A 15,047-nucleotide genomic window follows, 5' to 3' on the forward strand; every position below is an offset into this window, starting at 1 on the left:
ATGCAAATTCCTAGCAAGTTAAAACCTTATTATGAAAATATAGCTTTTGAGCAAGAAGACTCAAAAATGATTATCAATTTAGGCCCTCAACACCCTTCAGCACATGGAAATTTACGTCTTATTTTAGAACTTGATGGAGAGCAAGTTGTAAAAGCACGTCCTTGTATAGGTTATATGCATCGTGGTATGGAAAAAATGGCTGAAAATATGATTTATCAAGAATTTATTCCTACTACTGATAGAATGGATTATATCGCCGCTTCAGCGAATAATTATGCTTATTGTGCAGCGGTTGAAAAGCTTTGTGGTTTAGAGATTCCACGCCGTGCAGCAGTCATACGCATGATACTTTTAGAATTAAACCGTATCGCATCGCATTTACTTTGGCTTGCCACTCATGCGCTTGATATTGGTGCGATGAGTGTGTTTTTATACTGCTTTAGAGAACGTGAATATGTTTTGGATTTGATAGAAAAGTATTGTGGCGCAAGGCTTACGCATTCTTCTATGAGAATAGGTGGGGTTATGCTTGATTTACCTGAGAATTATTTAGAAGAAATGCTTGCATTTTGCGATAAATTTCCAAATGATTTAAAAGATTATGAAGATCTTTTAGATGATAATAGAATTTGGCGTTTAAGAACTGAAAATGTAGGTGTGGTTACCAAAGAACAAGCCTTAAATTGGGGTTGTACAGGTGTGATGTTAAGAGGAAGCGGTATAAAATACGATATACGCAAAGAAGAGCCTTATTTGCTTTATAATGAAGTTGAATTTGGTGTGCCTTATGCTACGCAAGGGGATTCTTATGCAAGATATAAAGTTTATATGCAAGAATTTCGTGAAAGTTTGAAAATCCTTAGACAATGTGCCACGCTTTATAAAGATACTCCGCCTGAAATTTTAGCTACGCATCCTGAGTATGTAAGTGCTTCAAAGGAGCAAATTTTAACGCAGAATTATTCCTTAATGCAGCATTTTGTTTTAATTACTCAAGGTTTAAAACCTCCTAAAGGCGAAGTTTATGTGCCTACTGAAAGTCCAAAAGGTGAGCTTGGCTTTTTTATCCATAGTGATGGTACAGGAAGACCTTATCGTTTAAAGGCTAGAACGCCTAGTTATTGGCATTGTGCGTTTTTTGAAGAAATGCTTGTAGGTACTTATTTGGCTGATGTTGTAGCCATTATGGGTAATGTAAATATAGTTTTAGGTGAGATAGATCGATGAAAAGAGTAGATTTAAGAAAAAGCAAAGAGCTTTTTGAAGATTTAGCACAAATCATAAAAGAAGCAAAACAAGGTGAGGTTTTAGTGGTGCTTTTTGAAATCGGCGATTTTTCTCCTGTTGAAAAAAGTTTTTCTTTTGTAAAAGAACAAGGCTGTGAGCTTTTAAATTCTTTGAAATTTAATCAAGTGGATTGGACTATTGTTATAAAAAAGGAGAGGGTATGATTTATGATAATGCTCTTTGTTTTTTAGATATGCCAAGCCTTAAAAACAAAAATTTATGTGAAAAAATAGGCATAAATAGCATTAATATTTCTTGTTTGGAAGATAAAAATTTAAAAGCTAAATTTTACAAATGCGAAATTGCAAGTTTGAGTTTTGTTTTGGCCTTGCTTTGTAAATTAAGCGATGAAGGGCATTTTTGCGATTTAGATGAGGGATATTTAAGTGCTGAATCTTGTTTTGGAGAGGAAGAAGCAGGTGAAGTGCTTGCTTTTTTAAAAGAGGCTAAGTATTTAATTATAGATAAAAATATCCATTTTTATAAAGATAGCGAAAATATCAAATATTTTTTGAATTTCTTAAGCGTAAAATATGAATTAAAGATTTTAGATAGCGATGAAGAAGAATGCGATTTTAAAAAGGCAAAATTAAACACCTTAAAAGAACTAGATAATTATGATGGTTTAGTGCTTTTTAGAGCAAATTTGCAAGATAAAAATTTACATTGTTCAAGGCAATTTTTACAAATTGCAAAATGTAAAGATCAAAGTGAAGTTGAAATTTTGGCTAAAGATTTTAGTCTTAAAGCCAAGCTTTGTTTAGATGAAAATTTACAAGGCACCATAGCTTTTTTAAATTATGAAAACAATGGTTTTGATTTTACTCCAATTCGCATAAAGGAAGCAAAATGACAGTTAAGATTAATGGTATCGATTGCGCCTTTGAAGAAGGCGAATATATTTTAAATATAGCAAGAAGAAATGATATTTTTATCCCAGCGATTTGCTATCTTTCGGGCTGTAGTCCTACTTTGGCTTGTCGTATGTGTATGGTTGAAGCTGATGGTAAAAAGGTATATTCTTGCAATACTAAAGCAAAAGAGGGTATGGTTGTAGAAAGTGATTTGCAAAATCTTTGGGATGAAAGAAATGAGATCATGCAAGCTTATTGTATTAATCATCCTTTAGAATGTGGGGTTTGCGATAAATCAGGCGAGTGTGAATTGCAAAATTTCACTCATAAAAGTCGTGTAAATGTTCAAAAACATTGGATTAAAGACACGCATAAACCACATAAACATTGGGGAATGATTAATTACGATCCCGCACTTTGCATAGTGTGTGAGCGTTGTATTACAGTTTGTAAGGATAAAATCGGCGAAAGTGCTTTAAAGACTGTTCCTCGTGGCGGAGATAGTGTGGATAATAGCTTTAAAGAGAGCATGGGAAAAGATGCTTATGCGATTTGGACTAAATTTCAAAAAAGTTTGATAGGCCCTGCAAATGGCGATACGCTTGATTGTTCATTTTGTGGAGAATGTACAAGCGTGTGTCCAACAGGAGCTTTGATAGGTTCGAAATTTCAATATACTTCAAATATTTGGGAACTTAAGAGAATTCCTGCTTCAAATCCGCATTCAAGCGATTGTGAGTTGATGTATTATGATATTAAGCAAAGTGGTATTAGCAATCAAAAAGAAAAAATTTATCGTGTGAGTAATGATTTTGCCTTTGCGAGTTTAAATAAGGCTGCAAGATTTGCTTTTGATACGCAAAATGAGGCGGATAAAGATGAAAAAGCCTTTAAAGAACTTGTGGAGCTTTTTGAGAAAAATGAAATTAAAAACATTAAATTTAATAGTTTTATTACCAATGAAGAAGCTTTGATTTTACAAAATTTAAAAAAGAAATTTAATCTTTCTTTGATCAATGAAGAAGCTTTGAAATTTAAAGAATTTTTACAAGAATTTATCGCTAATTCTGGCGAGTTTTATAGTGCTAATACTCAAGATATAACAAAAAGTGATTTTTTGGTTGTAGCTGGAATGCTTTTAAGATATGATGCTCCAACACTTAGCTATAAAATCAACAATGCTTTAGTGATGAATAAAGGCTCAGGGCTTTATTTTCATCCTATGGAAGATATGGGTATAGCAAAATATTCTAAAAATTTTATCCCGCACATTCATAAAAGTGGCGATGAAGAGCAAATTTTATATTTTTTACTTCAAAAATTTAGCCAAGATGAAGGTATTAAAACTCATTTAGCAGAGTTTTTTGTTAGCGAAAATAAAGAAATAGAAGAAAGTATCAACGAAGAAGTTGTAGAACAAGTCATAGAAAAAGATGAAGAAGGTAATGAAATCCAAAAAGAAGTAAAAAAAGTCGTACCTAAAAAAGTAAAAAAAATCATAGAAGTACAACGCTCTGTTTTTGCTAAAAATTTAGGCATAGATGAAGATAAATTAGAAGATTTATTGCTCAAAAAAGTAAATTTTACTCTTGTTATAGGGAGTGATTTTTATTTTCATAAAAATGCCAAAAAACTTGCTAAATTACTTGCTTTGATCCAAAATACCACTCCTTTTAAAGTCTTTTTAAATCCTACGCATACTAATACCTTAGGTGTGGCTATGATTTGTGATTTGGATAAAAACACACAAGAAGGCAAGACTTTAGGCTACAATGAAAAAGGTGATTTTAGTTTTTCTTATGAAGAGCATGCAAATTTAGCTAGTGCGAGTTTAAATCAGCAAGAAGGAACTTTTTTAAATTATGATAAAAGAGTGGTGCCAACTAACGCTGCTTTAGAATTTAAGGGATATTTTTTAAATGATTTAGCTAATGCTTTAGGTTTTGATGAGGAATATACTATAAATTATACTAAGAGACTCCCTATAAATAAAGGTTTTTCTCCGATTGATTTTGATCATTTAGACAATTTTTATACCAATGCAGGCGATTGTAAAAGGGGATATGAGCTTAATTTAGAATGTTTTAAACAAGTTGCTAAAAAAGAATTCGTCTCTCCAAATTTTGAAAATTTAAACCTAAAAGAAGATGAAATTTTGCTTTATAGCGCTAATCCTAGCTATCAATTTGGTAGATTTTCAAATCGTGCTAGTGCGATTAATGAGGTGATTTTTTTAGGCGTAAGTGAAAATTTAGCTAAAGAGAAAAATTTAAAAGATAAAGATCTTGTAAAACTTAAAATAAAAGATAAAGAATTAAGCCTTAGTGTGCGTGTGGATAAGGATATAAAAAATGGAGCTTTCTTGCCGTATTTTGATGAAAAACTTGACACGCTAAGCTTTTTTGATGAAAGATTTGTTGTGGCGAATTTAGAAAAATTAGGAGCAAACCATGAGTGATTTTGCTTTTTTTGCTTTAGAGACTTTGATTAAATGTATTATTATCATTGCAATATTTGCGAGTTTAGCAGGTCTTGCAACTTATGCTGAAAGAAAGGTTTTAGCTTATTTTCAAAGACGCATAGGGCCTGATATGGTAGGGCCTTTTGGGCTTATTCAACTTGTAGCTGATATGATAAAACTTTTTACTAAAGAAGATATAATCCCTTCAAATTCGCAAAAATTTATTTTTGCTATAGCACCTTTGATTTCTGCTATTTGTGCTTTTGTTTCTTTAGCAGCTATTCCTATGCTACCTGAATTTACTTTATTTGGAAGGGTGATTCAGCCTATAGTGGCAGATATCAATGTAGCTTTGCTTTTTGTCATCGGTACTTCAGGGCTTTGCTTTTATGCGGTGTTTTTGGGTGGACTTGCAAGTAATAATAAATGGTCGATTTTAGGGGCTGCAAGAGGGCTTGTAGCGATTATTTCCTATGAAAGCGTAGGAGTTTTGGCTTTGATTGCTATTGTAATGCTTGTAGGTTCTTTTTCTTTGGTGGATATTAACAATTATCAAAGTGATGGATTTTTTTCTTGGCTTATTTTTAAACAGCCCTTGGCTTTTGTGCTTTTTATAATTGCTTTATTTATAGAGACCAATAGAACTCCGCTTTGTTTGACGGAAAATGATGCTGAAATTGTAGCGGGTTATGGAACGGAGTATTCGGGTTTAAGATGGGGTATGTTTTTCATAGGTGAATATGCTTCTATGATAGCTGGAGCTATTTTGGTAACTCTTTTGTTTTTAGGGGGTTTTAATAGCTTTTGGATTATTCCTGGTTGGATTATGATGATAGTAAAATCAAGTTTTATTTTCTTTTGGTATTTTTGGGCAAGAGCTGCTTTTCCGCAATTGCGTCCAGATCAAGTGATGAAAATGTGCTATTTGATCTTAATCCCTTTAGCGGTTTTAAACCTTTTAATCACTGCTTTGGCAGTTCTTTTATAGGAGTTTAATATGAAAAATTATTATTTAGTGGATGAGAAAAGAAAAACTCCTGTTAGCGCTTGGGAGAAAATTTCACAAGCTTTGCGTAGAAGCGTTAAACTAGAGCTTTTTATAGGGCTTTTTGTGATGATGAGAGAATTGCTTAAGAGAAATAATAGCGCTACGATTAAATATCCTTTTGAAAAGGTAAAACTTGACAATCGTTACCGTGCTGTTCATCGTTTGATGCGTTTTATAGAAAGCGAAAACGAAAGATGTATAGGTTGTGGGCTTTGCGAAAAAATTTGCATTAGCAATTGTATTAGAATGGAAACTTCTTTAGATGAAAATGGGCGTAAAAAAGTAGGAAATTATAGTATTAATTTAGGGCGTTGCATTTATTGTGGTTTTTGTGCTGAGGTTTGCCCTGAACTTGCTATAGTGCATGGAACAGAGTATGAAAATGCAGCTGAGCAAAGGTCTTATTTTGGCTATAAGCAAGATTTTTTAACTCCTATTGATAAGCTTAAAAATCAAGTTGAATTTGAAGGAGCGGGAAGCCTTAGAAAAGATGCTGATTTATTGGTGGTAAAAACACCAAATTATTACGATGTGATGCAAGAAAGAGCCTTAGAAAATCAAAATACACAAGAGCAAGGAGAAAATAAATGATAGAAAATTTGGCTTTTGTATTTTTTAGTGTAGTGGTTTTAGGCTTTTTTGGCATTGCGGTTTTAAGTAAAAATATGCTTTATTCTCTTTCGGCTTTAGCGGGTGGAATGGTGTTTTTATCGGGATTTTATTTTTTACTTGATGCAGAGTTTTTAGGCGTGATACAAATTATTGTTTATAGTGGAGCTGTGCTTGGACTTTATAGTTTCGCGATGATGTTTTTTGATGCTTCTAAAGAATTTAAAGAACAACTTAAAGCTAAAAAAAGTTTTTTTACTTTGGTAGTTTTAAGTGCAATTTTACTTTTGGCCATGCTTATAGGTTTTAAATACCAAAATATCAGCACGGATTTGCCTTTAAATGATCCTGCTTTGTTTGATTTTAATAAACAACTGGCTTTAGCGATTTTTTCAAAATATCTTTTAGCTTTTGAATTTATAGCTATTTTGCTTTTGATTGCTTTAGTTTGTGCTATCACTCTTACTCATAAAGAGCTTACAAAGGAAAAACAATGATAGAAAAGTATTTTTTTGTCGCTATTTTAATGTTTGTTATAGGGCTTGTAGGGATTTTAAAAAGACAAAATCTCATTATGCTTTTTATTTCGAGTGAAATTTTATTAAATAGTGCTAATTTAGCCTTGGTAGCAGCTTCTAAAATGCACAATGATTTAAATGGACAGGTTTTTGCACTTTTTATCATGGGTGTAGCGGCTTGTGAAGTAGCTGTTGGTGTAGCTTTGTGTGTGCTTTGGTATAGAAGAAAAGGCACTTTAGAGTTAAAAAGTTTAAAAGAAGTGGAGGCTTAGTATGCAAAATTTGGCTTTGATTTCTCTTTTTAGTCCTTTTATAGCTTTTTTGTTTGCAAGTTGTTTTGCTTTGAGTGAGAAAAAACAATTTGTAGGGATAATTTGTTCACTTTTAGTAGCTTTGAGTGCTTTTTGTTCTTTGTATTTGCTTTTTTGCAATGAAGCTTTTAATGTGAGTTTGTTTGAATGGTTTGCTGGAGTAAATTTTGGATTTGATATAGATGCCATTTCGCTTACTATGATGAGTGTTGTAGGTATTGTAGCTACTTGTGTGCATTTTTATAGTATTTTTTATATGGCTCATGATGAAGGTTTTAATAAATTTTTTGCTTATTTAGGACTTTTTGTCTTTTCTATGCTTTTTTTAGTTATGAGTGATAATTTCTTAGGACTTTTTGTAGGTTGGGAAGGCGTTGGGCTTTGCTCTTGGTTGCTTATAGGTTTTTGGTATAAAAATGATACTTATTCTTTTGCGGCTAATGAAGCCTTTATTATGAATCGTATTGCGGATTTGGGTATGCTTTTAGGAATTTTTTGGCTTTATTTACAAGCAGGAACTTTAAAATATGATGAAGTTTTTTCCATGGCACAAAGCCTAGATCGCAACGCTTTGATCTTAATCGCAACTTGTTTATTTATAGGGGCTATGGGAAAATCTGCACAATTTCCTTTTCACACTTGGCTTGCTGATGCTATGGCAGGGCCAACTCCTGTTTCTGCATTAATCCATGCAGCAACCATGGTAACAGCGGGGGTTTATTTGGTAATTCGTGCGAGCACGCTTTATGATTTAGTTCCTGAGGTTTCTTATATTATTGCCTTACTTGGAGCTTTTGTAGCGATTTTTGCAGCTTCTATGGCTTTGGTGGCTAGGGATTTAAAACGCATTATTGCTTATTCTACCTTATCGCAACTTGGATATATGTTTGTAGCTGCAGGACTTGGGGCTTATGGTATAGCTTTATTTCACTTAGCTACACATGCTTTTTTTAAATCTTTACTTTTTTTAGGTGCTGGAAATGTAATGCATGCTATGAATGATAAATTAGACATTAAAAAAATGGGTGGACTTTTTAAACCTTTAAAATTTACAGCTATTTTGATGTGTATAGGATCTTTAGCTTTAGCAGGAATTTATCCTTTTGCAGGATTTTTCTCTAAAGATTTGATTTTAGGATATTCTTTCATTTCTTTTCACCATGGTATTTTTTTGGTGCTTTTAATCGCAGCTTTTTTAACAGCATTTTATAGCTTTAGACTTTTAATGTTGGTATTTTTTACCCCTGCAAGACATGATGAACATCCACATGAAGCAAGTAAAATCGCACTTTTAGCTATGAGTCCTTTGATGGTTTTAGCTATTATTGCAGGATTTTTTGAACATAGTTTTTTTGAATATTTAAGCACAAAATTAGTTTTTATCGATGCGCAAAATCAAATTGTAATGATTAGTGCGAGTGTAGTAGCTATTTTGGGTGTAATTTTGGCTATTTTTGCTTATAAAAATTCTTGGTTTAAAGAAAGTATTGAAGAAAATAAAATTCACAAACTTTTAAGTAATGATTATTTTATTCCTAAATTCTATCATCAATTTATTGTTTCAAAATATGAAAGTTTATGTGCGATTTTAAAGCATTGTGATCTTTATATTTTTGATAGAATAGTTGAAAAAATTGCTTTGTATTCTCAAATTATTTCACAAAAAATGATTATGCCAAACAGCTTAAACTTAATGCTTAGATTTTTGGTGGCAGCTTTTGTGATTTTGTTGATTTTGGTATGGATGGTGTAAAATGCTAAATTATTTGATATTTTTTCCTTTAATTTCTGCTTTTGTAGTTTTGCTTTTAAATCGCGGAGGCGTTAAGGTTTTTAGCGTTGTTGTAAGTTTTATAATTTTGGCTTTAAATTTGGATATTTTTGCGGATTTTTTACAAGGGGCAAGCTTTGATTATAATCTCTCTTTTAAAATTTTGAAATTTTTTAGCTTTCATGTAGGAGTAGACAGTATTGCACTTGTGTTGATGCTTTTAAGTTCTTTGATGATATTTTTAAGCTTTTTATTTTTAAAGCTGGAACAAAAAGCACTTGTATCTTGTATATTCTTTTTAGAATTTGCCATTATGGGACTTTTTAGCGCAAAAGATGGTTTGTTATTTTATGTTTTTTGGGAATTTTCTCTTTTGCCTTTGCTTTATATTATGGGAGTTTATGGTAAAGATTTTAGAGCAGGGGTGAAATTTTTTATCTATGCTTTTGCGGGTTCAATTTTAATGCTTGTAGCATTGATTTATCAAGCTTATTTAAATTATCAACTTTTAAATATTTTCACTTTTGACTTGGAAATTTGGAAAAATAATGCCTCAGCAGTAAATTTCACAGAGCAACTTTTACTTTTTGGAGCATTTTTTATCGCTTTTGCTATCAAAGCTCCTTTATTTCCACTTCATACTTGGGCACCTAAGGTTTATGCAAATTCGCCTGTGCTTGTTTCTGTAATGCTTGTAGTTTTTAAAATGGCTCCTTTTGGATTTTTACTTTTTTGTTTACCACTTTTTCCAGATGCGAGTGTGTATTTTATGCCTTTAATTGTAGCTTTATGTATAGTGAGTATCGTTTATAATGCTTTAATTGCTTATAGAGCAGAAAATATTAAAGAATTGATCGCTTATAGTTCTATTTCACATCTTGGTGTGATGATTTTGGGAATTTTTTCTTTAAATGCTTTAGGTATTAGTGGTGCGGTTTTTTATATGTTTGCACACGGTATTGTAACAGGATCTTTATTTTTAATGGTTGAACTTTTATATCAAAGATATCATACTTATGATATTTCTTTTTACCATTCTTTGGCCAAAAAAGCACCTTTATTTTCAATTTTCTTTATGCTAATTTTACTTGCGAGTGTTTCTTTGCCTTTAACTGTTTCTTTTGTGGGAGAGTTTTTAATTCTTTTAGGTATAGCAAAGATTAATTTATTTTACGCTTTGTTGGCAGGTTTGGTGATTATTTTAGGAGCGATTTATATGTTCGCAGTATTTAGAAAAATATTTTTCATGCAAAAACAAAGCTTTATAGAGGGTTTTTCTTTACGCTTTAGAGAAATAGTAGCGCTTGTGTGTATTGTAGTAATGATTTTTGGACTAGGGCTTATGCCAAATATACTTTTAAAGCCGATACAAAAAGATGTGGATAATCTTATAAAAACAATGAATATTAGAGCTGTGGAGCAAAATACTTTAGATTTTTTATCTAAAATAGGAGAGGCAAATGTTAAATAATTTTTTAAATTTAGAACTTTTAAATATAAGCTTATCTTATCCATTTTTATTTTTAATTACAACCGCAATAGTTCTTTTGCTTTGCTCTGGTTTTTGGAAATTTCATCGATCGTTTTATATTGGCATAAGTTCTTTATCTTTAATTGTAAGTGCTTTTTTGATTTTAAATAATGCAAATGCTCAAGGTTTAGAAGCAAAAGCTTTTTTGGCTACTTTAAATAATGATATTGTTTCATTTTATGCTTCTTTGGTGATTTTGTGTTTTTCATTTTTATATCTTTTAATGCAAAAAGAAGAAAATCAAGGTGAATTTTATGCTTTATTTTTATTTATGATTGCATCTTTGCTTTTGATGGTTTCAAGCTCAAATTTAGTACTTATTTTTATAGGACTTGAAAGTTCTTCTTTAGCACTTTATACTTTAATAGCAATGCGTGGAAGTAATAATGCTATTTCAAGTGCAATAAAATACTTTAGTGTAGCGGCTGTAGGAGCTGGATTTTTTGTTATGGCTGTAGCTTTTATTTATTTAAAAACAGGAACTTTAGATTTATCTGCTAATTTAGCGTTAAAAAATGAGTTTCAAAAAGATCCCATGCTTTTGGGTGCTGGAGTGATGATTTTCGTTCTTTGTGCAATTAAGCTTTCTTTGGCGCCTTTTCATTTTTGGCTTAAAGACGTGTATTATGCAGCACATACAAATTTGGTTGCTTTTATTTCAGTTGTGCCAAAAGTTGCCATGTTGGTTGTGGTTATTCGTTTGTTTGATTTTTTAAATAATACAGGTTTTGAATATATCATAATAGTTCTAGCGATTTTTTCTATGCTTATAGGTGCTTTTGCGGCTCTAAGTCAAAACAATATCAAAAAAATGTTTGCTTATAGTTCTGTAGTGCATTCTTCTTTGGTTTTGGTGGCTTGTATTCCTTTATTAAAAGAACAAAATTTTGATGGAATTTTGCTTGCTATTTTTGGATATTGGACTTTATTTGCTTTTGCAAATTATGCTGTATTTATGATTTTAAGCAATTATGAGAATAATTCTTATGAGAGTTTAAATGGACTTTTGGTTAAAAAACCTTTAATTGCTTTTTGTTTGAGCATTAGTGTGCTTTCTTTAGCAGGTGTCCCGCCTTTTGGAGTATTTTGGGGTAAATTTATGATTTTAAATACAGCAATTTTAAATGGATATTGGTATTTGGCACTTTTTGTGGCTTTATCTTCTGTTATTATGCTTTATGCGTATTTAAAGATTTTAATTCATGCTTTATTTATGAAAAATGATAGGGTTCATAATATTAAGTTTAGTTTTATACAAAATTTTATTTTAGCTTTTTGTGTTTGTATAAGCACTTTTGCTATATTGTTAATGTTATAAGAGTTTTGCTATAATTATTTTATGAGAATATTATTTTTAATTTTATTAAGTTTTTTAAATGCTTTTGCTTTTGAGCTTGTTTTAAACACGGGTCGCGAAAATAATCAAGCTTTTGCAGTTTTACATGCGAGTAATGATTTAGAATTTACATGTCAAAAATTTATTACCGAATCAAAAGTTCATTTTGAATGTGATATTGCAGGTATGGTTGATAATAAATTAAAAGATCAGAGTTTTTCTGCTTTTGATTTAAAATTTATACAAGAAGCTCAAAAAATTAAAATGATCATTTTGCCAAAAATACAAGCAAAAATGTTTGACACTTCTCAAAATATTTATATAGATAAAGAACTTAGTTCATCAAGTTCGCATAAAAGTAAGGCTTTTACTTTTATTTTTGCACCAGAGCTAGCACCTATTAAAGACTATGATGGACTTGATTTTAATATCAATTTTCCACACGAGAGCTTGCCTTATGTTGGAGCTTTGGATTTAAATTCTGATCCTGTTGTCATCCCTCAAAGTGCAGATATTAATACTTATTTGCGCATCAAAAAAGAATACGATAAGGCTAATTATAGTCAGGTTGCTATTGATGCTCAAAATGCTATCAATAGATATCGTGGCAGTATTTTTACTAGTGAATTTATACTATATAAATTAAGAGCTCAAAATAAACTTTATACCCAAGATCCGAGCATGCGTGATCAACAAATTTTAGAAAAGATGATTGATGATGCTAAAAATTGGACGCGTACTTTTACAAGTGATAAAAATTTTTCAGAAGTTTTACATATAATGTTAAGAACTTATATCGCTTTAGCTCAGCGTGCTGATGTAGAATATACAATGTCGATTTTGGATAATGAACAACCTAATAATTATTTTACTCAGTTATCAAAACTTGATTATGCAGACTATATTTATAATTTAAATGAAAAAGAAAAAGCTGTAAATATTTATGAAAATACTTATTTTAATACAAAAAATTTAGATTTAGCTGCAAGAGCAGCTATGAGTTTGGCAAAGAATTTGCTTTCAAATGGGCAAGTAAATAAAGCTATAGAGTATATTAACACTATTTTAAAAGCCAATCCTGAATATTTTGGAAAAGATATTCCAAGATCTTTAGAACTTGCTAAATTATTTAATCAAAAAGGACAATTTGATATAAGTGCAAGTATTTATGAAGACGCCTTTGCTAAAATGTCCAAACTTGATCCAAGTTATGAAGAAACTTTAAAAGATTTAGCCTTAGTTTTATCACATACTAACAGATCTAGTGATGCTAAAAAATACCTTGATTTGTATATGGATGATTATTTAGATGGTAGGTATTTAGATGAAATCAAAAAAGCAAGTGATGAGGTATTCTTTGCTTTAGGTGATAATAATGCAAGCTTTTTGCATCAGCGTTATACAGATTTAATGAAGCAATATGCAAATAAAGATGAGAATATTGCAAATAAAGCTTTAGATGAAGATGTTGCACTTTATTATAAAGAGGGAAATTTTAGTGCCATTTTAGCTTATAAAGATCTTATAGAAAGTAAAAAAATTCCAAATGCTACTCAATTTTTAGAGAAAGCAGCCATTAATGATTTAAAAAATGCCATAAAAGCTGATAATTGTATCAATGCTGCAAATATTTTTATGCGTTTTAGTGCTTATGATATAGGTCAGAAAATTGAGAATAAAAAACAAATGTTAGCTTGTCTTATCAGAACTTCTAATGTTGAACAAGCACTTGATTATATAGATAAAAATTATAATGAAGATTCTATATTTTATGGTCTTCAAAAAGCATCTATTCTTTTTGACAATAAACAATATCCTCAGGTGATTAAAATTTCTAAAGACATAGCTAATTCTAGAATTTTAAAAAGTGATGATGAGAATTTTAAGGCTTATTATTTGCAATTTTTATCTTTATTGCGTTTAAATGACTATAATCAAGCCATTAAAATTTTGCAAATTTTAGAAAGTTTTCCAATGAATTTTAGTATGGTGGAAGCTTATGATGCTTTACTTTCTTACGCTAATGATCATAATATGCAAACAACTATTTTAACTTACGCACCTAAGGCCATTGACTATCAAAATTTTAAAGGTATAAATCTTTTTAGTCCTAATTTAGAATTTATATATCTTGATGCTTTGACTAAAATCAATAAAAATGAAGAAAGTTTAGCTGTTTTAACAGATTTACTTAAATTAAAACTTTCAGATGAAGATAGAGCAAGAGCTTTATATATCCAAGCCTTAACTTATGAAAGAATGCAAAATATACAAGCTGAAAAAGAAAGTTTAAAACAATGTCTTGAAATCAAAAGTGCTTCAAATTGGCAGAATTTATGTAAGAGTAAAAATCAAATTTTAAATCAATAAGTAAATTTAGAGATAACTAGCTTTTTGGCTAGTTATCTAAGGTTAAAACCTCTTCTTCTTAACATCTTCTAAGATATTATTAGCTATATCACTTACTGTACTAGAAATAATAGCTGATTCATTAGCAATTTCAACATTATCTTTAGTAGTTTGATCAATTTGTGCTACGCTATCATTGATTTGAGTAATACCTGCAGTTTGTTCTTTAATACTTTCTGCCATATCATTGATAGATTGAACAAGTAAATTAGTATTAGCTTCTATTTCAGATAAAGACTTTTGAGTTCTCTCAGCTAGTTTTCTAACTTCATCAGCCACAACAGCAAAGCCTCTACCATGTTCTCCAGCACGAGCTGCTTCAATAGCTGCATTTAAAGCTAGAAGATTAATTTGATCTGCAATATCTCCTATAATACCTGTAACATTTTTAATCTCTTCAGATTGAGTGATAACATCACTAGTTTTAACTGAAACATTTTGCATAGAAGAAGTGATCTCTTCTAAAGCTGCTGCAGTTTCTTCTAAAGATTGAGCTTGAGAATTTGAAGAAGTGGTTAAGCTTTGAACAGCAGTTTGTAATTTTCCACTTTCATTAGCTAAAGCATTAGCAAAGTCTGAACTTTGTTTTAGCATTTTAACTATTTCATCGCCTAAAGCATTAGTAGTTAATTCAACACTTCCTGAAGCATTAGAGATTTTATTTCTAAAATCTAAGCTTTTGTATTCTTCAAATATTTTATGAATAACATTCATATCAGAACCTACTCTAGCTTGTAAAACATCAAGAAGTTTATTTAGAACATTTTTAAGTTCAATAAGTTGTGGGTTTCTTGGATTAGCAGTAATTCTTGCTGTTAGATTACCACCTTCTACAACTGATACGGTTTGAACTGATTCTTTAACAGCTTGATTGTCTTGTTCTAAACCTTTTTTAGTAGCAAGGATGTTTTC

The 15,047-nt window shown here is 30.8% G+C and carries 13 protein-coding genes; 12 read left to right on the plus strand and 1 reads right to left on the minus strand.

Translation table 11 applies throughout. The features are described 5' to 3' along the window. Genes nuoD through AJ887_RS04715 form a run of 12 tightly spaced genes read left to right on the plus strand, consistent with a single transcriptional unit; the run spans position 1 to position 14,096 of the window. Positions 1–1,227, plus strand: coding sequence for an NADH dehydrogenase (quinone) subunit D (gene nuoD, locus AJ887_RS04660; protein ID WP_002862216.1), 1,227 nt, complete (start codon positions 1–3; stop codon positions 1,225–1,227). Further along, positions 1,224–1,451, plus strand: a complete 228-nt coding sequence (locus AJ887_RS04665) for an NADH-ubiquinone oxidoreductase subunit E family protein (RefSeq protein ID WP_052949807.1) — start codon at positions 1,224–1,226, stop codon at positions 1,449–1,451. The genes nuoD and AJ887_RS04665 overlap by 4 nt, the downstream gene beginning before the upstream one ends. Beyond that, complete coding sequence (locus tag AJ887_RS04670) at positions 1,448–2,140, plus strand: hypothetical protein (RefSeq protein ID WP_002870711.1); 693 nt, start codon at positions 1,448–1,450, stop codon at positions 2,138–2,140. The genes AJ887_RS04665 and AJ887_RS04670 overlap by 4 nt, the downstream gene beginning before the upstream one ends. Continuing rightward, on the plus strand, positions 2,137–4,599 hold the full coding sequence (locus AJ887_RS04675; RefSeq protein ID WP_070233523.1) for an NADH-quinone oxidoreductase subunit G: 2,463 nt from the start codon (positions 2,137–2,139) through the stop codon (positions 4,597–4,599). Before AJ887_RS04670 ends, AJ887_RS04675 begins: the two co-directional genes overlap by 4 nt. After that, positions 4,592–5,590, plus strand: a complete 999-nt coding sequence (gene nuoH / locus AJ887_RS04680; protein ID WP_044778692.1) for an NADH-quinone oxidoreductase subunit NuoH — start codon at positions 4,592–4,594, stop codon at positions 5,588–5,590. Before AJ887_RS04675 ends, nuoH begins: the two co-directional genes overlap by 8 nt. A 9-nt stretch (positions 5,591–5,599) precedes the next feature. After that, entirely contained in the window at positions 5,600–6,241 is a 642-nt protein-coding gene (gene nuoI, locus AJ887_RS04685; RefSeq protein ID WP_044778693.1) for an NADH-quinone oxidoreductase subunit NuoI, read from the plus strand. Further along, positions 6,238–6,756 (plus strand): NADH-quinone oxidoreductase subunit J, encoded by a 519-nt coding sequence (locus AJ887_RS04690; protein WP_002856161.1) that lies wholly within the window; start codon positions 6,238–6,240, stop codon positions 6,754–6,756. Before nuoI ends, AJ887_RS04690 begins: the two co-directional genes overlap by 4 nt. Continuing rightward, positions 6,753–7,049, plus strand: coding sequence for an NADH-quinone oxidoreductase subunit NuoK (gene nuoK / locus AJ887_RS04695; RefSeq protein ID WP_002851490.1), 297 nt, complete (start codon positions 6,753–6,755; stop codon positions 7,047–7,049). The genes AJ887_RS04690 and nuoK overlap by 4 nt, the downstream gene beginning before the upstream one ends. 1 nt (position 7,050) lies before the next feature. Continuing rightward, positions 7,051–8,841, plus strand: coding sequence for an NADH-quinone oxidoreductase subunit L (gene nuoL / locus AJ887_RS04700; RefSeq protein WP_070239808.1), 1,791 nt, complete (start codon positions 7,051–7,053; stop codon positions 8,839–8,841). 1 nt (position 8,842) lies between these two features. After that, a complete protein-coding gene (locus AJ887_RS04705; RefSeq protein WP_070275248.1) occupies positions 8,843–10,330 on the plus strand; it encodes an NADH-quinone oxidoreductase subunit M in 1,488 nt (495 codons plus the stop codon). After that, positions 10,320–11,708, plus strand: coding sequence for an NADH-quinone oxidoreductase subunit N (locus AJ887_RS04710; protein WP_002862209.1), 1,389 nt, complete (start codon positions 10,320–10,322; stop codon positions 11,706–11,708). The genes AJ887_RS04705 and AJ887_RS04710 overlap by 11 nt, the downstream gene beginning before the upstream one ends. 21 nt (positions 11,709–11,729) lie before the next feature. Next, complete coding sequence (locus tag AJ887_RS04715; protein WP_070239804.1) at positions 11,730–14,096, plus strand: flagellar protein; 2,367 nt, start codon at positions 11,730–11,732, stop codon at positions 14,094–14,096. Between the two features lie 42 nt (positions 14,097–14,138). On the opposite strand, the gene AJ887_RS04720 is transcribed toward AJ887_RS04715, so the two are convergent. Beyond that, the coding region (locus AJ887_RS04720; RefSeq protein ID WP_250537851.1) for a methyl-accepting chemotaxis protein at positions 14,139–15,047 on the minus strand (909 nt) is incomplete at its 5' end.

The organism is Campylobacter sp. BCW_6466, assembly GCF_001762835.1.
Lineage (GTDB): Bacteria > Campylobacterota > Campylobacteria > Campylobacterales > Campylobacteraceae > Campylobacter_D > Campylobacter_D jejuni.